This is a genomic window from uncultured Flavobacterium sp. (genome assembly GCF_951805225.1).
Taxonomy (GTDB): Bacteria; Bacteroidota; Bacteroidia; order Flavobacteriales; family Flavobacteriaceae; genus Flavobacterium.
The window spans coordinates 1,248,615-1,267,689 of sequence record NZ_OX638201.1 but is presented as its reverse complement, the minus strand read 5'-3'; the positions used below and the strand labels follow the sequence as shown (position 1 = coordinate 1,267,689).

General features: G+C 31.9%; 15 protein-coding genes and 1 tRNA gene. 11 read left to right on the top strand and 5 right to left on the bottom strand.

Annotation, left to right across the window (positions count from 1 at the left end; translation table 11 throughout):
* Positions 1-74: 74 nt before the first annotated feature.
* From WN975_RS05390 to pheT, 5 genes are all read left to right on the top strand, one after another.
* Entirely contained in the window at positions 75-1,385 is a 1,311-nt protein-coding gene (locus WN975_RS05390) for a TolC family protein (protein ID WP_337965594.1), read from the top strand.
* 28 nt (positions 1,386-1,413) lie between these two features.
* Positions 1,414-2,277: a bestrophin family ion channel gene (locus tag WN975_RS05385; protein ID WP_337965593.1), complete on the top strand. Its 864-nt coding sequence runs from the start codon at positions 1,414-1,416 to the stop codon at positions 2,275-2,277.
* 60 nt (positions 2,278-2,337) lie between these two features.
* Positions 2,338-4,524, top strand: a complete 2,187-nt coding sequence (locus WN975_RS05380) for a gliding motility-associated C-terminal domain-containing protein (protein ID WP_337965592.1) — start codon at positions 2,338-2,340, stop codon at positions 4,522-4,524.
* Positions 4,517-5,446, top strand: a complete 930-nt coding sequence (locus WN975_RS05375) for a type IX secretion system membrane protein PorP/SprF (RefSeq protein WP_337965591.1) — start codon at positions 4,517-4,519, stop codon at positions 5,444-5,446. Before WN975_RS05380 ends, WN975_RS05375 begins: the two co-directional genes overlap by 8 nt.
* A gap of 286 nt (positions 5,447-5,732) precedes the next feature.
* On the top strand, positions 5,733-8,153 hold the full coding sequence (gene pheT / locus WN975_RS05370) for a phenylalanine--tRNA ligase subunit beta (protein ID WP_121330935.1): 2,421 nt from the start codon (positions 5,733-5,735) through the stop codon (positions 8,151-8,153).
* 239 nt (positions 8,154-8,392) lie between these two features.
* Here the strand turns inward: pheT and WN975_RS05365 are convergent, their stop codons facing one another.
* The gene (locus WN975_RS05365; RefSeq protein WP_337965590.1) at positions 8,393-9,217 is read right to left on the bottom strand and encodes an N-acetylmuramidase family protein; all 825 of its coding nucleotides are present in this window, start codon (positions 9,215-9,217) and stop codon (positions 8,393-8,395) included.
* A 507-nt stretch (positions 9,218-9,724) separates the two neighbouring features.
* On the opposite strand from WN975_RS05365, the gene WN975_RS05360 reads away from it, so the two are divergent.
* The 3 genes from WN975_RS05360 to WN975_RS05350 all read left to right on the top strand — a co-directional run bounded on the left by WN975_RS05360 (position 9,725) and on the right by WN975_RS05350 (position 12,203).
* Positions 9,725-10,156, top strand: coding sequence for a hypothetical protein (locus tag WN975_RS05360; protein ID WP_337965589.1), 432 nt, complete (start codon positions 9,725-9,727; stop codon positions 10,154-10,156).
* A gap of 720 nt (positions 10,157-10,876) precedes the next feature.
* Positions 10,877-11,569, top strand: coding sequence for a histidine kinase (locus tag WN975_RS05355; protein WP_337965588.1), 693 nt, complete (start codon positions 10,877-10,879; stop codon positions 11,567-11,569).
* Positions 11,559-12,203, top strand: a complete 645-nt coding sequence (locus WN975_RS05350; protein ID WP_337965587.1) for a response regulator transcription factor — start codon at positions 11,559-11,561, stop codon at positions 12,201-12,203. Before WN975_RS05355 ends, WN975_RS05350 begins: the two co-directional genes overlap by 11 nt.
* Positions 12,204-12,245: 42 nt before the next feature.
* Here the strand turns inward: WN975_RS05350 and WN975_RS05345 are convergent, their stop codons facing one another.
* A complete protein-coding gene (locus tag WN975_RS05345; RefSeq protein ID WP_337965586.1) occupies positions 12,246-12,758 on the bottom strand; it encodes an adenine phosphoribosyltransferase in 513 nt (170 codons plus the stop codon).
* A gap of 115 nt (positions 12,759-12,873) precedes the next feature.
* Between WN975_RS05345 and WN975_RS05340 the strand changes: the two genes are divergently transcribed.
* The 3 genes from WN975_RS05340 to WN975_RS05330 all read left to right on the top strand — a co-directional run bounded on the left by WN975_RS05340 (position 12,874) and on the right by WN975_RS05330 (position 15,929).
* Positions 12,874-12,947: transfer RNA gene (locus WN975_RS05340), tRNA-Arg, on the top strand.
* Positions 12,948-13,525: 578 nt separating this feature from the next.
* Positions 13,526-14,401 carry a hypothetical protein gene (locus WN975_RS05335; RefSeq protein WP_337965585.1) on the top strand — a complete coding sequence of 292 codons (876 nt, stop codon included), beginning with the start codon at positions 13,526-13,528 and terminating at the stop codon, positions 14,399-14,401.
* Between the two features lie 10 nt (positions 14,402-14,411).
* Positions 14,412-15,929 carry a carboxypeptidase-like regulatory domain-containing protein gene (locus WN975_RS05330; protein ID WP_337965584.1) on the top strand — a complete coding sequence of 506 codons (1,518 nt, stop codon included), beginning with the start codon at positions 14,412-14,414 and terminating at the stop codon, positions 15,927-15,929.
* Between the two features lie 338 nt (positions 15,930-16,267).
* On the opposite strand, the gene WN975_RS05325 is transcribed toward WN975_RS05330, so the two are convergent.
* The 3 genes from WN975_RS05325 to WN975_RS05315 form a co-directional block, all read right to left on the bottom strand.
* A complete protein-coding gene (locus tag WN975_RS05325) occupies positions 16,268-17,320 on the bottom strand; it encodes a TlpA disulfide reductase family protein (RefSeq protein ID WP_337965583.1) in 1,053 nt (350 codons plus the stop codon).
* Between the two features lie 61 nt (positions 17,321-17,381).
* Positions 17,382-17,834 (bottom strand): Lrp/AsnC family transcriptional regulator, encoded by a 453-nt coding sequence (locus WN975_RS05320; protein WP_095929232.1) that lies wholly within the window; start codon positions 17,832-17,834, stop codon positions 17,382-17,384.
* A gap of 233 nt (positions 17,835-18,067) precedes the next feature.
* Entirely contained in the window at positions 18,068-19,054 is a 987-nt protein-coding gene (locus WN975_RS05315; RefSeq protein WP_337965582.1) for a bile acid:sodium symporter family protein, read from the bottom strand.
* Positions 19,055-19,075 lie beyond the last annotated feature (21 nt).

Sequence of the window (19,075 nt, the reverse complement as noted above, 5' to 3'; positions counted from 1 at the left end):
AATTTTTTTGAAATAAAATAAAAGCTTTGAATTTTAAGTTAACAAACTGAAATTCAAAGCTAATCCTTCATAATATGAAAACTAAGATATTATTAAAAAGTCTCGTTTTATTTTTGTTTTGTATAGCAAAAAGTAATGCACAAGAAGTCTTGACTATTGAAGATGCTATGAAAATAGCTTTGGAAAATAATTTTGAAATTAAGATTGCTAAGAATAACACAAAAATTAGTGAAACAAATGTAACCGTTGGAAACGCAGGAATGCTGCCACAAGCTACAGCTTCAATCACAGACAATAACAGCGTTACAAACTCCTCTCAAACACGTCAGGACGGAACTTCGACACAATTAAACAATGCCAAAAATAATAACTTAAATTATGGTGTAAGTTTAGGCTGGACAGTTTTTGACGGTATGAAAATGTTTGCCAAATTAGATCAATTAAAAGAGTTGCAAAAACTGGGAGATTCTGAATTAAAAAGAACTATTCTGGTAAAAATTGGTCAGGTAAATTCCGCTTATTATGACTTAGTTCAGCAACAACATCAATTATCAGCATTAGATACTACAATCGTAATTTCTAAGCAAAGATTGACATTGGCACAAAATCGTTTCAGTATTGGAAAAGCTTCAAAATTAGAGGTTTTAAATGCTCAGGTAGATTTAAATTCTGATCAGGTTGCTTTCTTGAGACAAAAGGAATCGTATGCAAATGCAAAGATTTTACTGAATCAGTATTTAGCGCGTGATCCAAAAATAAATTTTACCGTAACTGATTTGGTTAAAGTAGATGATAAATTAGTTTTGGCAGATTTAATGGATTTGGCGCAGAAACAAAACCCTGGTTTAGAATCTCAAATCATCAACAAACGAATTGCCGAATTACAACTTAAACAAATAAAAGCAGATCGTTATCCTGTTGTAAATCTGACATCTGGCTACACTTTTACAGAAAGTCAATCTAGTTTAGGTTTTACAAGTTCAGCTTCTTCAAAAGGTTTTAATTATGGTTTTAATGCGACTTTAAACATTTTTGACGGTTTTAACCAACACAGAAATGAAAAGGTAGCAAAACTTCAAATTGAGAACTCTCAGATTGCAATCGAGCAACAAAACATGATTCTGAATACACAATTGAGTACTGCTTTTCAAACCTATTTAACCAATCTTGAATTAATTGGTTTAGAAGAAGATAACGAAGCAATCGCAAAGCAAAACTTAGATATTACGTTGGATAAATTCAGAATTGGAACTATTACAACGCTTGATTTTAGAACGGCTCAGCTTAATTATGTTAACGCAAAAGTACGTTACAGCAACGCTCAATATGAAGCGAAATTATCTGAAATTGCTTTGAAAGAATTAGCTGGAAATATTAATTTTTAAAGTATTTTTGTTTTCAAAACGAACATAAATGATCTCATATAATACCAAAGAGTGGTTTACTTTTATATTCCATTTTCATAAATCAGATACTGTTAGAAAGTTGTTTCCGATAATGATTGCTATCGGATTTTATTCTGCACTTATCGGATATCTTGAAGTTTCTTATTTCAAAGTTGGTAAAAATGATTACATCCATAATATTCCAATAATGCATGGAATGTTAGGATTTGTAATTTCGTTATTGCTTGTTTTTAGAACCAATACCGCTTATGATCGTTGGTGGGAAGGTCGTAAATTATGGGGCGGTCTTGTAAACAATAGTCGCAATCTGGCGATTAAACTTTCGGCAATATTAAAGGATGAAAATGATCGTAAATTCTTTAGAAAATTTATTCCTGCATATGCTTCAATTTTGCACAAACATCTTCATGATGAAGATACGGGAAAACAGCTTTTTGATGATGTTGATTTAGAAATTGATCATCATAAGCACAAGCCGAATCAAATCAAGAGAATGATGTATCATAAAATCAATGATTTGTATGATGCAAAAAAAATTAGCGGAGAACAACTTATAATTTTAAATGACGAATTACAAGCGTTTACAGATATTTGTGGTGCTTGCGAGCGAATAAAAAACACACCTATTCCCTACTCTTACAGCGCTTTTATAAAAAAATTCATTTTCTTTTATACGATGACACTACCTTTTGGTTATTCTGTTAGTTTAGGATATCTTGTTGCTCCCGTGGTTGTTTTTATCTTTTATGTATTAGCAAGTTTAGAGCTTATTGCAGAGGAAATCGAAGATCCGTTTGGTAATGACGAGAATGATTTACCAACAAAGAAGATTGCGGAAAACATCAAAAAACATGTTGAAGAACTGATTTAATTAAAAATAACTCTTAATTATCTTGATATATTTTCTAATTTTAATAAATTAGTAAAATATATGCTAAACAAAAACTTCTTTTTATTATTTATTCTGTTTGTAAATTTAGGATTCAGTCAGTCTGAATGCTATAATTCAGATTTTTCAGAAGGAACTTTCTCTGGCTGGGAAGGTTATAGCGGTTCGTACGCTCGTCCCAAAAGAGATAAAGGTTTTAAAGAAACCAGACATACAATCCTAACGGAATCTACATTAGATCCAAGAACTGGTAATATGCTGGCTACAATACCGCCTGGAGAAAAATTTGCGGCTAAACTTGGAAATGAAAACGCGGGCGGTGAAGCAGAAGTGCTAGTTTACTCCATGAATGTTACGCCTGAAAACAGCATTTTTTTATACAAATATGCTATTGTTGTTGAGGATCCCGACCATCTACCAAAAGAACAACCTCAATTTAGTGTTACAATTACAGATGTCAATGGTCAAATTATTGATCCTTTATGTGGTGATTATAAAGTTTATGCGGGTCAGCCTGGGCAAAATTTTAACACTTATGAATATACAGATCCAAAAACAGACAAGTACAAGATCGTAAAATGGACTAACTGGCAAACCGTTGGTGTGAACTTATCTGCGTATATGGGAACGACTGTAAAGATAGAATTCACTACAAAAGATTGCGCTTTGAAAGAGCACTTTGGCTATGCTTATATTTCAGCGAGATGCAATAAATTAAAAGCCGATTTAAAAGTATGTTCAAATAGTCTAACCTTTGATTTAATTGCTCCATATGGATTCAGCAAATATCTTTGGACTTATTTAGGAAAAAAAGTTGGTACAAATTCATCAACTACATCTTTACCTGTGGCAGATTATCCTGAAGGCGCAATTTTTGAATGTACAATGACTGCTTATAGTAATTCTAATGTTTGTGAATCAAAAATTGAGATCTTATTAACAAAGCCAACAAAAATCACACCTTTGTTTGAAGCAATAACATCTTGTAATATATCTCAAACTACCTTCAATCCAATAACTTTTGAAAATAAGACTGTTACAAGTGAACCAAATGTAAAATGGAATTGGGATTTTGGTGATGAATTAACTTCAATTGAAAAGTCTCCAAAACACATTTTCGCAAATTCTGGAAGATATAATGTAAGCCTAACAGCAACAAGCGAAAGCGGATGTGTCTTTAGTTTTAGCGAATCCATTTTAATCAATAATAACCCAATTTCAGAACCTGTTTTAAATCCAAATCAAAATTTCTGCAATCAAAATGCAACAATTGGGAGTATAAATGTTGGCAGCCAAAATCTAAAATGGTATAGCTCTTTAACATCAACAGAAGAATTAGCAGTTTCAACCGCTTTGATCGACAAAACAACATATTATGCTGCTGTGTACGATAATGGCTGCACAAGTAACCGAATTGCTTTTACTGCTTCTGTATCGAATTTTCCTCCGCCAATTGGTGATGCAATTCAATATTTCTGTACAATAAACAAACCCACAATTAGTGATATCGATGTAAAAGGTAATGGAATAAAATGGTTTAAAAGCCCAACAGATACGAACGCTTTAATTGCATCAACAGCATTAACCAATGCCACTTATTATGCCGCACAAACTAATTTACAAACAGGATGCGAAAGTAAAGATCGTCTGAAAGTTAATGTCGTTCTGGAAGATCCGGCAAATAATTTACCTGCAAGTTATACGAAACAATTATGCTTAGACGACGAATTAGTGATACGTTCTTTGAGAGATAATAATACTGAAATGATTTTTTACGATTCAGAAAACGCTGTTATTCCTCTTTCAGAAAATACTCCAATTAGCAATGGTTCTACATATTATGCTTCTGTATTTGATTCTAAAACCAATTGTCAAAGTGCAAAAAAATCTGCTGTTTTAGTTTCTGTAGTTCCATGTCAATTAGTTGTTTTTAATTCAATTACAATTGACGGAAATGATTTAAACGATCACTTTGTTGTAAAAAATATAGAATTCTTTCCTGAAAATACCGTCGAAATTTACAATCGTTTTGGTCAGTTGGTTTATCGCACTTCAAAATATGGCGTAAATGAGAACTATTTTTATGGTGAAGCAAACGCCGGAGAAGTATTTCAAAAAAGTAAAAAACTACCAACTGGTTCTTATTTTTATGTCATAAATTTTAAAAAGAACATTTCATCAGAAAATAATTTGCAAAAAGGTTTTCTCTATATCAGCAACAATGAATAGCAAATCAAAAAAAATAATAGTTTTTGCTGGAGTCTTCCTTTTATCATTAATAGTAAGATCACAAAATGACTCTAAATTATCTGTATTTAATTATAATCCGTTGATTTATAATCCAGCTTTTGCAGGCGCAGCTGACGGATTAAATGTAGCCGGAATTTATTCGAGTCAATGGTATGGATTTGATGGCGCTCCAAAAACACAATATTTATCTGTAGATACAAAATTGCCTTATAATAAAATTGGACTTGGATTGAGTTTGTATCATGACGCTATTGGTCCGGCAAGAGAATATAATATCGAAGGAAATTTTGCCTATTACATTGATGTAAATGACAAATACAAACTGGCGTTGGGACTAAAAAGCGGATTACATTCTTATAAAGTCGACATCAATCAGCTAGATGTTTACCAACCTGGCGAACAAGTTTTTAATTCAAATTTTGAGAACAATTTATCCTTCATATTAGGACTGGGACTGAACTTTTATTCTGATAAATTCTTCATCGGGCTTTCAACTCCTAATCTATTGGTTTCAAAATATTACAATGCCAATAATTCTAGTTCTCTTTCGAAAAGTAAAAACAATTATTACCTCAATACTGGCTATAAATTTGAACTGCGACGAGATATTACTTTAACTCCTGCAGCTTTGGTCAGAGTTACAGAAGGCGCGCCAATTAGTGTTCTGACTTCTCTTAACCTCAATTGGTACGAAAAATATATTGCCAGTTTAAATTTTGACTACAATTCAAGTGTCGGGCTTCTTTTTGGAGTTCGTTTATTTGATAATTTCAAAGTTGGTTATGCTTACGATCAATCTATAACCAAGTTCAGCCGTTACAACAATGGTACACATACCTTTTTACTAACTTATACTTTGCTAAATGAAAATAGCGAAAAATGCAGCTGCAAGATCTATTAACTTCGTTACAAAGTTTTAATGACTACATTTTATCTTATTTTAAAGATTTACAATTAGCTTAAACTTTTCTTATTGGTTAGTTTTTTTCAGCTAAAAAACCATATTAATCCATACTAGATTCATTTAATGTCTAATTCTTAAAATAATGATTCTAAAATGAATAAAAATCAGAAATAATTAATTTTCAGCCGATTAAAATCAGCTTAAAAAAACCAAATAAATTGTTTCTTACTACAACACGCAATCCTTATATTTGTATCCTCATACTAGAATAATAAAGTTACACATGAAAATATCTTACAACTGGTTAAAACAATTCATCAAAACAGACTGGACATCGGAACAAACTTCAGAATTACTTACAGATTTAGGACTGGAAGTTGAAGTTGTCGAAAAATACCAATCGATTAAAGGCGGTTTAGAAGGAGTTGTTGTAGGACACGTACTTACTTGCGAAAAACATCCTGATGCTGACAGATTAAGAGTTACAACTGTAAATATTGGTCAGGAAGCGCCTATACAAATTGTTTGCGGTGCTGCGAATGTTGCTGCCGGACAAAAAGTACCTGTTGCAACTATTGGAACTATTTTATACGATAAAGACGGCGGTGAATTTACCATTAAAAAAGGAAAAATTCGCGGAATGGAAAGCCACGGAATGATTTGTGCCGAAGATGAATTAGGTTTGGGTACAAGCCACGACGGAATCATGGTTCTTGATGATGCTTTGGTACCGGGAACAGCTGCTTCTGAGGTGTTTCAGATTGCTAATGATGAAGTTTTCGAAATTGGATTAACGCCAAATCGTGCCGATGCAATGAGTCATTTTGGTACTGCGCGTGATTTAAGAGCAGGAATGCTTCAACGTGGTGTTAATATCGAATTGATTACGCCATCTGTAAGTAATTTTAGAGTTGAAATGCGTACTTTAAAAATTGACGTTAATGTTGAGGAACCTTTATTGGCGCCTAGATATTGCGGTGTTACCATTTCTGGAATTTCTGTTCATGAATCTCCAAGCTGGTTGCAAGATCGTTTGAAAGCTATTGGATTAACTCCAAAAAATAATATTGTCGACGTTACTAATTATGTTTTGCATGAATTAGGACAACCTTTGCACGCATTTGATGCTGCAAAAATCAACGGAAAAATTATCGTAAAAACACTTCCGGAAGGCACAAAATTCACTACTTTAGATGATGTCGAAAGAACATTACACAAAGAAGATTTAATGATTTGTGACGAAAAAGGACCGCTTTGTATTGCTGGTGTTTTTGGAGGAAAAAAATCTGGCGTGACTGAAGGAACAACTTCTATATTCTTAGAAAGTGCCTATTTTGACGCTGTAAGTATTCGTAAAACAGCAAAACGTCACGGATTAAATACAGATGCTTCTTTTAGATTTGAAAGAGGAATTGACCCAACAATTACGGAATATGCACTAAAACGTGCTGCACTTTTAATTCAGGAAGTTGCGGGCGGAAAACTAACATCTGATGTTGTAGAAGTTTATCCTAAAAAAGTAGAAGATTTCTCTGTTTTATTGAATTTCAGTCACGTTTCGAAAATCATCGGGCAAGAAATCCCAAAAGATACAATTAAGAAAATATTAGTTTCTTTAGATATTAAAGTAAACAGTGTTTCTGATTCTGGTTTAGGATTAACAATTCCGGCTTATCGTGTTGATGTTCAGCGTGAAATTGATGTAATCGAAGAGATTTTGAGAGTTTACGGTTATAACAACATCGAATTCTCTAAAAAATTCAATGCAACGGTTGCTAATTCTCCAAGAACGGAAGATTATAAAGTTCAGAATGTAATTGCGGGACAATTGAATTCTCAAGGATTCCATGAAATGATGGCAAACTCTTTGACAACAGCAGCTTATGCAAAATTATCTACTGTTTTAAAAGAAGAACATAATGTTACGATGTTGAATCCTTTAAGTAGTGATTTGGCAACAATGCGTCAATCCTTGTTGTTTTCTGGTTTAGAAGCAATCTCTTATAATATTAACAGAAGAAATTCTGATTTGAAATTATTCGAATTCGGAAAATCATACCATAAATATCTTAACGGTTACGAAGAGCACAAACATCTTACTTTGTTGATTTCTGGAAACAGAAACAAAGAAAGCTGGACAAATCCGCAAAAAGTAACAGATTTCTTTTTATTGAAGGGATATGCAAAAGGAATTCTTACTCGTTTAGGAATTGAAAAAATCTCAAATGCTCCGGTTCAATCTGATATTTTCTCAGAAGGAACTGCGATTTGCTACAACAACGATACTTTGGTTGAAATGGGTGTGGTTAAAAAATCAATATTGAAACATTTCGGAATCAAACAAGATGTTTATTATGCTGATTTCAACTGGGATTTAGTTCTGAAAATTATTACCGGAAAAATCAAATATACCGAGATTCCTAAATACCCGGAAGTTCGTAGAGATTTAGCCTTATTAATCGATCAAAGTACAACTTATGAGCGTATTTATAATTTGGCTAAACAAACGGAAAAGACGCTTTTAAAAGACGTTAATTTATTTGATGTTTATGAAGGTGATAAACTTCCGGAAGGTAAAAAATCGTATGCTTTGAGCTTTACAATTCAAGACAATACTAAAACACTTACCGATTCTCAAATTGATAAAATCATGTCGAAATTGCAACAAACTTTTGAGACTGAAATTGGAGCTGTTTTAAGATAAAACATAACTTCTCATAATATAAACCCGACAGGTCTAAAAACTTGTCGGGTTTTTCTTTTTGTTTCAGGTTTTCTTTGTTTCAGGTTTCACGTTTGTTGGAATGTTTTACTTAACCGCAAAGTTCACAAAGATTTACGCAAGGCTTTGCGAAACTTTGCGTAAATCTTTGCGAACTTTGCGGTAAAATTATGCTCAAACTAAGGAAAACATGAAACTTGAAACATGAACAAAAAAAACTTTTAAGCCTTAAACTTCAAATACGCTTTCATTAATTTTTCATCGTATTTATTCGTTTTATAAGCTTTTCCGTTGTATTTTAAGGCAAAATCAGCCCATTTTTTGTCTTTTAGAAGTTTAATAAGATTATTGGCTTTCAGAAACAATCCGAAAGCTTTGAGGTGTTCGCCTTCATTCAAATACATTTTTTCAACAAACTCATCGATTGTATTATATCCAATACTAAGCGAATTATAACCCATTATTTGGTACAAACCCCACGAAGCAGCACATTTTGCCGCATCACTGAATTTCTTGTCAGGATTGAGTTTTATAGCTCTTTCTAAGCGTGTATATTCTGCAGTTCCGCCCAAATAATATTTTTTTGTATATTTCTCATAAAGAATATCCTTCGTGTTTGCATTTTGATAGGTAACAGGATTTATATTTCGCGCTTCAAGTTGTTCCCAAAAAACGTGACCTTCAAACAAAATCTTTGGGCGTCCATCGACAAGAAATCCCTTCCCTCCGCTTTCGACTTCATTAACAGCTTTTACAACGGCTAATTCAAGATTATGTTCGTTTGCGAAGTCAATTAAATTTTGTTCGGAAAGCAATTTACTATTCGAAGAAAATCCAACTTTCGTTTTTTCGATCAAAGCAGACCAGGTTTTCAAACCTACTACTCCGTCTACAACTAAACTATTTTTCAATTGAAAATCCCGCACCGCTTTATCTGTTGCAACTCCAAAAGAATCAGAAACCAGCACACTATATTTCAATTTTAAGAGAAGTTCATTCAAATAATATACTTCACTTGATTTTACGCCTAATTTTATAGTTCTCATAGCTTTTTTATTTATGGTTATTTTTGATGATGTTAAGAAGTCAAAAACATTATTTCCGGAGTTTCCCAGATTGTCATTTTTGTCCAAATAATTGATATTATATGAAATTAAAATATGGAGATTAAGACTGTTCTTTTAGGATAAAATGGAACAGAATTGGCGTTGAAAATTCAGATTTTAAACGTTCAATATTGAATTTATTTTCCGTTTTCTGAACAATCAATTCGATCGTTATTTTGCTTGTTGTGGTGGCTTGGCTTTTATTTCTGCCTGAATAATGGCAGATCGCATTTTCGTGTTTTAGAAGAGTATAAAATTAACGATGTAAAACTAAATATTTATAAATAATTAATAAAGAGTAATTTAACCCATTTTTCAAATAAATTTACCGGACAAAAAAAGGGGGTTTTCACCCTTGTTCTGATGAAACGATTGAAATAATTTTGGCATGAATATTTTAAAGTATTCGATGACTAATATTTTAACCAACCAATAAAAACTAAAATCATGAAAAATCCTCCCGCAAAACCGAGTCAATTAATTACTAAGGAATTCGCTAAACAGCTGAATTTAAATTATAATAAAAAGAGAGCTGGTCTGGCCGCCAAAGCTGCTAAAAAAGAAGATGCAAATGCGATTTGGTATTCCTTAGAAGAACTGGAAAACTACATTCATTATATAAAAACTCAAGGATTAGAAGATGGTTATACAGTAGATGGAATCCGTTTTTACTTTGGAGTTTATCCGGATGATGAAAAACACGGAGAAAAAGCCGGATTAACCACTTTATTTTTGGTGCCAACCGGAAAGAAAACAGTAACTTCCATTGCAAAAGTGCAAAGTTTTGCTTTGGTTCAAGAACAAACCTCAAGCGATGTCGAAAGCCTTTCACCAATGAATTATGGAAACATTGGAAGACCGCCTAGCTTAATATATTAAAAAAATTATGTTTGAATTTTTAAGATCTTATATCGTCTATTTAGCTTTATTATCAGGTATTGTCGGTTTGTTCTCACTGAACAAACTGCCTGGTAAAAAAGCTAAATTTTTAGTTGTTTTAATTTGGTTCTCCGTATTAATAGAAATAGTCGGCTACTACTTTACGCAATGGACAGGTTTATTAAACTATTATGTTTATAATTTCTATATGTTCGTAAGTTTTTCTGCCTATATACTACTAATTCGGAGCATTTTATTGAAACGCTCCTACAGATTTGCCGGTCATATATTTCTAATATTGTTTATAGTTTCTTTTTTTCTAAATATTTGGTACTTCAAAGAGAACGTCAATCATTCATTTATTTATAGCTTTGCAATTGGAGTTCTGTTAGTTATGATATTATCTTGCTTATATTTGGTAGAGATTTTCAATTCAGACAAAATATTAAATTTCAAAAAATCAGTTTTTTTTTGGTACATCCTGGGTATTCTGGTATTTCATGTACCATTTTTGCCTTTCATGCTGGCAATCAACTGGTTTTTGATTAGACAAGACGAATCCATATTTAGCTTGGTTTTGTTTATCCTAAATTTTCTGGCGCATAGTTGTTTTATAATTGGATTTATATGGAGCGAAAAGAAATACAATTATTAGTCATCTCATTAGGTATTGTTTTCTTAACTTTACTGGTGACTTTGCTCGTTATATTCTTTTATTTTTTGAAGAAAAAAAATAGCTATCTGGTTGATAAAATGGAATCTGAACTTTATTTTCAATCTGAATTAATAAAAACCCGAATTGAAATAAAAGATCAGACGCTCTCTGAAATTAGCAAAGAACTACATGATAATATAGGCCAAATAATCTCTGTTGGAATTATGCAGCTAAATATGCATATCAATAATGAGAAAGTAATTCAACCAAATGAACTGCGTGATCTTAAAGAAATTCTAGCCAAATCTCTGGATGAAATAAGAATTTTGTCCCGAATTATAAATAAAGACAACTTACTGCAAAGCAATTTTATCGAAGCCATTAAACAGGATTTAGAGCGAATAAAGAAGCTTAAAAAAATTCAATATAAATATACTCTTTCAGGTGAAATTCCTCATATCTGCGAGGAACATGATTTGTTTATTTACCGAATTTTTCAAGAAGCGCTGCACAATAGTTTAAAACATTCGCACAGTGATTTGTTTGAAGTAAATATTACCACAACCGATGATTTATTTTGTTTAAAAATTAAAGATTTCGGAATTGGTTATGATCCGCTCCAGACAAATTCAGGAATAGGTTTAAACAACATGAAATTGAGAGCCAAATTAATTGGTGCAACATTAATTATGAATTCAGATTCGTCTGGAACCGCTGTAACACTAGAATATCCTTTAACTGAACCCGATGAAACCTAAAAACAAAATTATTATTGTAGATGACCATTTATTATTCTCACAATCACTAGAACTTTTGATCAATAGTTTTAAAGATTTTGAAGTAATTAACCGCTTTGAAAACGGAAAAGTATTCATTTCGTACTTACAGGAAAACGTCGACTTAGAAGTTGATTTAATTTTGTTAGATGTAAACATGCCTGTTTTAGATGGTTTAAGCGCCATGAAATGGATTAAAGAAAACAGACCTTCACTTAAAGTAATCGCTTTATCTGTAAATGATGACGAAGAAGTCATTATTAAAATGCTGACAAATGGTGCCAAAGGTTATTTGCTAAAAGACACATCTCCTGAAATTTTTAGAAGCGGAATTACATCTGTTATCGAAAAAGGATTTTACTTTACGGAATTGGTATCCGGAATGTTAGTCAAAAAAGCCAACAGTGATTCGACTAAAATCAATTTGAAGGATAAAGAAATCATTTTTATAAAACATGCGTGCACCGAAAAAACATACAAAGAGATTGCCTCAGAAATGTGTTTAAGTCCTAAAACAATTGATGGTTATCGGGAATGTTTATTTGACAAACTAGAAATCAAAACCCGAATAGGTTTGGTATTATATGCTATAAAACATAAAATTGTCTTAGTTTAAAATAACTAAGACAATTTTGTTTTTTGATTATTCTGGTTCTGCTTAGTAGGTTATTGCAGCAAAAATTGGATTTTCTTTAATTTTTTCTCTTCCGTTCAGGAAACTTAATTCCATAAGGAAATTGCATTGCACAATTTCGCCGCCTAATTTCTCTACTAATTCGCAAACTGCTTTTGCCGTCCCTCCTGTCGCCAAAACGTCGTCATGGATCAAAACCCTGTCTCCTTTTTTTATTGCGTCTGTGTGCATTTCTAAGCTATCAGTGCCATATTCTAATTCATATGATGCAGAAATTGTTTCATACGGTAGCTTTTTTGGTTTCCTTACGGGAATAAAACCGGCATTTAACTCCTGCGCCAACAACATTCCGAAGAAAAAGCCACGACTTTCTGCTCCTACTACCTTGTCGATTTTTTGTCCGTTAAGAGATTCAACCAGAATTTTAAGGCATTCTTTAGTCGCAATTGGGTCATTTAGTAGCGGAGTTATATCTTTAAATAAAATTCCTTCTTTTGGAAAACCCTGAATATCACGTATATAATTTTCTAACTGCATTTTTTTTTAATTTTATGTTATTTTTCTCTTGTATATCTCACATTTGTTCCTATCTTTGCACCCGCAATAAGCAATCAACAAAGCTACAAAAAATAGCTGAATTGATAACAAAAAAGGCCTCGTGGCGCAACTGAATAGCGCACTTGATTACGGCTCAAGAGGTTACTGGTTTGAATCCAGTCGAGGTCACAATAATGAAGAATGAATAATTCTTAAGTAAATTAAAACCCGCTAATAGCGGGTTTTTTATTGGACATTACTAGACTTTAATGGACGATATTAGACACTTTTCTTTCCCCTATAATTCCCCCTTGTTTTCACAAAGATAATTTGCGTAAATATAATAGGCACATTCTTTAAAATATTTAGAAAAACATTACCTAATTACGTAATTCTATTAACTTCATCTTTAAAAAATTGTTATTAGATAAATCCTTTTTTTTCAATTAAAAGAAATTTTATTGTAAAGGGTCTCTAAAAATAATTATTAAACCTTAAAGCCTTCCGCACTATATTTTTTTTTTAAAAACATAGTAATTAAATTAAGGCATTTCCGTACTTACAATTGGAGAACGTAGAATCATATTATCAATTTTTCTACAATGAACAAAATAAATATAAAAAACTAACATAAAGATAGTTACACAAAAAAAAACAAGTAAAAATACCTATCGTCATATCACAACTATTAATTAAATTCACAAATTATAAATGATCAATTCTCAAAAACAAAAACAGATTATTTTTAACCTTTAGACGTTTAAATTATGAAAAAAATTATTACTCAGATTTTGTTAATTCTTTGTATAGTGCTTTGTGCAGTTTCTTGCGAGAAAAAAAATGTTGTATTAGAAGAACCATCTCAGGGGCTTATAGATTCTATTAATGTTGTAACTTCAAGTGAGTTTAATGACACTATAGTAGCTTTATCGGTGCCCGCATCAAAAGGTACGCAATGGAAAGCTTGGCAGGCATGGTTCAAAAACTGCTCACAAAACCAAACATTCCAAAAGGATATTATATACTTAGGAGCATCTAGCTCTAAAGGATTAGGGTATATTTTATCAAAAGATAAATCTATCGATAAAATTGATTTCTTTAAGATTTGTAAAGACCCTTCCGTACTTAATAGCTTTATTAATAATGGCGCAATGGTATCGCAATGTGATCTTTCAAAAATGAATGAATCTGCTTTTGACATGATGATTGATGGCAATTTTCTTAAAACCGTAAATGCACAACTAGGCGCTTTAGTTTCAAATGCTAGAAAAATAACAATAAAAAGCGGATCGTGGAGAATTGAAAGCATAGAAACAGTCCCCTTTTTAGACTATATTAATTCGTCCACTGATCCAGCAATCGTTAATTATCGTAAACATCTTATAAGTAAAAAAAATGTTGTCCTTACAAAAGTTCTTAAAATTTATGGTTTTGAAGCTGAAATAGAAACAAATGACACGATAAATACAAGTTTAAAGGCAACTTTAGAAAATGGTTTAAACATAAATGTTGTGCCAATCGATGATACAAATAAAATAGGTTTCGATTTAAAATTTAAAAAGACTTCCGCAAATATAGTAAAAGTCTCATCAAAAGGCGAAATCTCAGTATTTGCACAAGCTTCAAAAGGAAATAAAATATAAATACAATCGTATGAGTAAATTTATATCAAATTTCTTATTATTGTTTTTCATATTTTTATCCCAATTTTTCTACGGACAAAAATTTACATTTTATACTGGATTAGCTCCTGAGAACGAAACATATCTAACAAAAAATAAAAATACAGGATCAATCCCCAAGATAACAAACTTAAAAATTGGTAAAAAATTACCTGAAACACTTGATCAATATCTACCTAAAGTATATGATCAAGGAAATCAAGGATCTTGCACCGCTTTTGCAGTTGCCGAAGCATTATCAATAAGAGAAAATTTTTTAAACGGAATTACAAAAAACCAAGTAAAAGGTAAGAAGCAAATAATGTATAGTCCTACTTATATTTGGATAATGGGTAATCGAGATGGAAACTCTAACAGGAATTGCTCTGAGAATGGAATTGCATACTCAACTGCATTTGGATCTCTTTTTACAGATCAAATTGTATACTGGGATACATATCCTTATCCACAAGATAAGCCAAAAAATTTTTGTTTCGAATCTTGTCCAAAAGAGGTTTTAAACAAACGACTTCTTGATAGAAAATTCTCTTTTGATATTGTACATATTGGTGTCGATCAATTTAAGTATTTATTAAACCAAGGATATCCCATTTGCATTGCCACTAAATTAGACGAAGGTTTTTATGATGCTCTGTATGTCTCAGAAAAAAAAGGAAGATGGACTAAACGTAACCCAACCTCAAACAAAGAACATGCTATGGTAATTGTAGATTATGATGATGATATTAAAGCCTTTAAAGTACTGGATTCTCATGGTGACTCCGTAGGAGACAAAGGATTTATATGGATGGATTACGGCCTTGTTAATAGAAATTTAGACATCGGCGCAGTACATGGTAGCTATATTGTATCTTTTAATAAAATAGCCAAGAATGGTCCGTCTGTAAGCATAGAAGTCAAAAATCAACCCCCTTCTGATATAGGTGGTCTTATTGTATTAACAAATTTAATTGGATCAACGTTGAAAGGTAAAATTTTTAGTCATGATAACATCCCTATACCGGGTGTTTCAGTAGTCGTACAAGAGACTAAACGTGGAACTCAAACCGATTTTGATGGGGAATTCACTTTAGATTCTATAACTGAAGATCAAACTATAAGCATTAGTTACATTGGCATGAAGGGTCAAGTAATAAAATTCAAACAGAGAAAGTTTGATGTGTACGAAAACAATACAACAATTGATTGGACAAAGGAAAACTATTATCGAAGTTTTAACGGTTTAAGAATTGGAATTATTGAATTAAACAAAAAAAATAACAAGATATTACTTTCAGTGGTAGATGAAAAATCAGAGAATTTAATAATTAATAACATTGAACTTAGTCTAGATGAAGAAGTTGAATTTAATTTTGATGAAAAAAAATTCTTTATTAAACTTAATGAAATAAAGCCTGCTGGAAACTCTATAAATATATTTAATAAATATGCCGCATTTCTCCAATATCGTTTAGAATCAAGTCGTGAAAAATTAACTCAATACTATTAAGTTAAAAGAAAAAAAGGGAAAATTACAATTCCGTCTTTTTTAAAAGCTCCCCGCTCTACGAAGTGTTCTTCTTTACGCTGCGCAAATGTCTCTGACTTTGCGCCATTTTAACCAAATATAATTGAAAAATAGAAACCTCATGAAGTTTCTGACTTTAAAACTAATTTTCTTAGAATATTTTTTCTGAATTTAAAAAAATCCAAGACAATAATAATAAGTAACGGTAAAAAAGTCGGGAGACTTCTAGTAGATTTATAATTTCTAAGGAACAAAAAAAAATGCACAAAGTCAGAGACATTTGCGCAGCTTTTCATGAGAACACTTCGGAGAGCGAGGGGTTATTTTAAATTTTTTTTGAGGAATTTTTCTAAATCTTCGGGACTAATATTCCTTGCAACTATTTTGCCTTCGGGGTTAATTAAAAAATTTGATGGGGTAAAAGAAATGTATTTTTTTACAGCTTCGCTATCGTCAATACCTCTTTTTTCAATCAAATTTTTCCATTTTAGATCATATTCTTTCAAGAAATTTTGCCATTGTTTCAAATCTTTATCAACGGAAACTGCTAAAATTTCAAAATTCCTGTCTTTATATAAATCATGAATCTTTTGCAATTTAGGAAATGCAGCGATACAAATACTACAATAGGTTGCCCAAAAATCTATCAGATACCATTTCCCTTTTAAAGATGCTGTTTTAAATACAGTATTGTTTTCATCCGGCAATTCAAAATCATAGACCATATCGTTTACATTTATATCGTTTTTAGGATACAGTTTTTTTTCTATAATATAAATAGTGCTTTCTCGTTGATTTTTTTTATCTAATTTGCTATATATTTTTTTTAATTGATTTTTATCCAGGGTACTATCCCAACACATTTCCTCTACTAAATTACCCACATAATAATTTTTTGGGTTTTTAACTGCCATTGTGTTTAGCTTTCTGTATAAATTTTGATGCTGATTTTTAGCATATAAATTACTGGCAGCAAATTTTTCGTAATCATTCTGTATTAGAGCTGTTTTTGTACCCACAATTGAAGTTGTATGAAAAAAAACTGTCGTATCCTTGTCTTGGATTTCTTCATAAAAAGCTAAGTTGATTTTAACATTTTTATTTTCGATAAAAAATTCTTTTTTCATTACACAAGTCTTTCCTCTCAACCCGAAAAATACATTTGTCATGTTACCTTGTATATGCCCTTTGAAAGAAAATTTATTATTTTCTACTAAACAACTATCATTTTTATCATCATAAGAAACGTATAAATACCCTTTGTAATTGTTTTTTAAAACGCCCTTTAATGTAAAATAATCTGGACTATTCTTTTGTGCTTGAATTAGATTAATAAAAAAAAATAGGAAAATAATATAGGTTTGCTTTTTCATGGGTAATCTTCTTGTAATTATAATAATTATTGAGATTTAAATAAAATTGATTACAAACAAATTATCCATACAAATTTTTTATTTCCGACATAACAAAGGTACTTTGGGTACTCCCTATACTTTCAACTGATCCCAATTTATTAAATACAAAATCTTGGTAATGCTTCATGTCTTTGGCAGAAACTTTCATTAAAAAATCGTAATCACCTGAGATATTGTAACATTCTACAACTTCTTCTATTTTCATAATATCACTAACAAATTGATTCCCGATATTACGATCGTGCTGTTTAAGTTTGATATTACAGAAAACAATAAACCCTCTGTTTAGTTTTTCTGCATCCAACAAAGCTATATACTTCTTAATATAACCACTGTTCTCCAATCTTTTAATTCGCTCAAAAACAGGCGATGCCGAAAGATTTACCATTTTAGCAAGCTCTTTTACAGTGTATTTAGAATTATCATGTAATATATTTAATAACTGAAGATCAATATCGTCTATTTGTTCCATAGCGTTTTTACTTTAAACAGGTTTAATTTATTCCTAAAACAGAATAAAATTCTTCAAATATAACCAAAAGCAATACAAAGATCTTATTTTACATAAGTTAAAAACATAAAATACTGCAGCTTTCATCTTCACAGTATAAAAATCTAAAAGACATTATTTTATAGCAGGAAGCGTTATCTTTATTACCCTTTATCCAAAAAAAGATAAAGGGCCGCGTCATAAAAAAATTATACTTATTTTCGTCGGGCCATACCCTGAGCGATAATACTTGCGGCAATTAATTGCAAGGCATGATAAAGCATGAGCGGCAGCAATACGATGCCGGTGATGGTACTGTGCTGAAAAAGTACTTTTGACATAACGGTGCCGTGTACCAATGACTTTTTAGACCCGCAGAATAAGACAGTAATACGGTCTTCATCAGAAAAACCAAGCATACGGCTAATTAGTCCGACACAAAAGAATACGGCAAAAAACAACGCCATCATCCCTGCAGCGAGTCCGGCAAGTTCAAGGGCGGTGAAGCCTTCAAAAAGATGTTCGGAAAATGACTTGCAAAACGACGTGTAAATAATCGTTAGAATAACTGACTGGTCGAAATATTTGAGCTGTTTCTTGTATTTTTCGGCAATGGCGCCGAAACGGGAATTAAGGCTTATGCCAATGATGACAGGCAGCAATACTTGAAGAATCAACTTTATGACGATTTGAGTAACATCAAAATCACCTGTAGCAGAAGCTATAAACAGCCCAACCCAGATAGGTGTAACGACTACTCCGATCAAACTGGAAATGCTTGCATTGAAAATGGCTGCAGGAATGTTTCCTTTGGCAATGGAAACCATGACCACAGAAGAGGAAACTGTAGACGGCAATGCTGCCAGAAAAAATACACCCAGCCAAAGCAGCTCGAAGGCGTTATTGACAAACAACGGGCGAAATGCCAAAACAATGAGCGGAAAAAACAAAAAGGTTGTCAATTGGACGACAATGTGCATTTTCCAGTTGGAAAGTCCAGCTTTTAGTTTTTCAACACTCAGTCGCATGCCATAAAACAAGAAAATCAATGAAACGCCAGCATTGGCAATCTCCTCCAGCGAAATAGGTTCTTTGACCATACCCGGCTTTGGCAAAAAATAAGCCATCAGAATCATGGTGGCTATCATTAACAGGAAACCGTCGAAACCTGCTTTTTTTAATACTTCTAATAATTTCTTCAATGTGTTTTAAATATTATTCCT

What these genes read in the sequence shown, in the direction of transcription:
- WN975_RS05390 (WP_337965594.1), top strand. Translation starts at nt 75, where the DNA reads ATGAAAACTAAGATATTATTAAAAAGTCTCGTTTTATTTTTGTTTTGT.
- WN975_RS05385 (WP_337965593.1), top strand. Translation starts at nt 1,414, where the DNA reads ATGATCTCATATAATACCAAAGAGTGGTTTACTTTTATATTCCATTTT.
- WN975_RS05380 (WP_337965592.1), top strand. Translation starts at nt 2,338, where the DNA reads ATGCTAAACAAAAACTTCTTTTTATTATTTATTCTGTTTGTAAATTTA.
- WN975_RS05375 (WP_337965591.1), top strand. Translation starts at nt 4,517, where the DNA reads ATGAATAGCAAATCAAAAAAAATAATAGTTTTTGCTGGAGTCTTCCTT.
- pheT (WP_121330935.1), top strand. Translation starts at nt 5,733, where the DNA reads ATGAAAATATCTTACAACTGGTTAAAACAATTCATCAAAACAGACTGG.
- WN975_RS05365 (WP_337965590.1), bottom strand. Translation starts at nt 9,217, where the DNA reads ATGAGAACTATAAAATTAGGCGTAAAATCAAGTGAAGTATATTATTTG.
- WN975_RS05360 (WP_337965589.1), top strand. Translation starts at nt 9,725, where the DNA reads ATGAAAAATCCTCCCGCAAAACCGAGTCAATTAATTACTAAGGAATTC.
- WN975_RS05350 (WP_337965587.1), top strand. Translation starts at nt 11,559, where the DNA reads ATGAAACCTAAAAACAAAATTATTATTGTAGATGACCATTTATTATTC.
- WN975_RS05345 (WP_337965586.1), bottom strand. Translation starts at nt 12,758, where the DNA reads ATGCAGTTAGAAAATTATATACGTGATATTCAGGGTTTTCCAAAAGAA.
- WN975_RS05335 (WP_337965585.1), top strand. Translation starts at nt 13,526, where the DNA reads ATGAAAAAAATTATTACTCAGATTTTGTTAATTCTTTGTATAGTGCTT.
- WN975_RS05330 (WP_337965584.1), top strand. Translation starts at nt 14,412, where the DNA reads ATGAGTAAATTTATATCAAATTTCTTATTATTGTTTTTCATATTTTTA.
- WN975_RS05325 (WP_337965583.1), bottom strand. Translation starts at nt 17,320, where the DNA reads ATGAAAAAGCAAACCTATATTATTTTCCTATTTTTTTTTATTAATCTA.
- WN975_RS05320 (WP_095929232.1), bottom strand. Translation starts at nt 17,834, where the DNA reads ATGGAACAAATAGACGATATTGATCTTCAGTTATTAAATATATTACAT.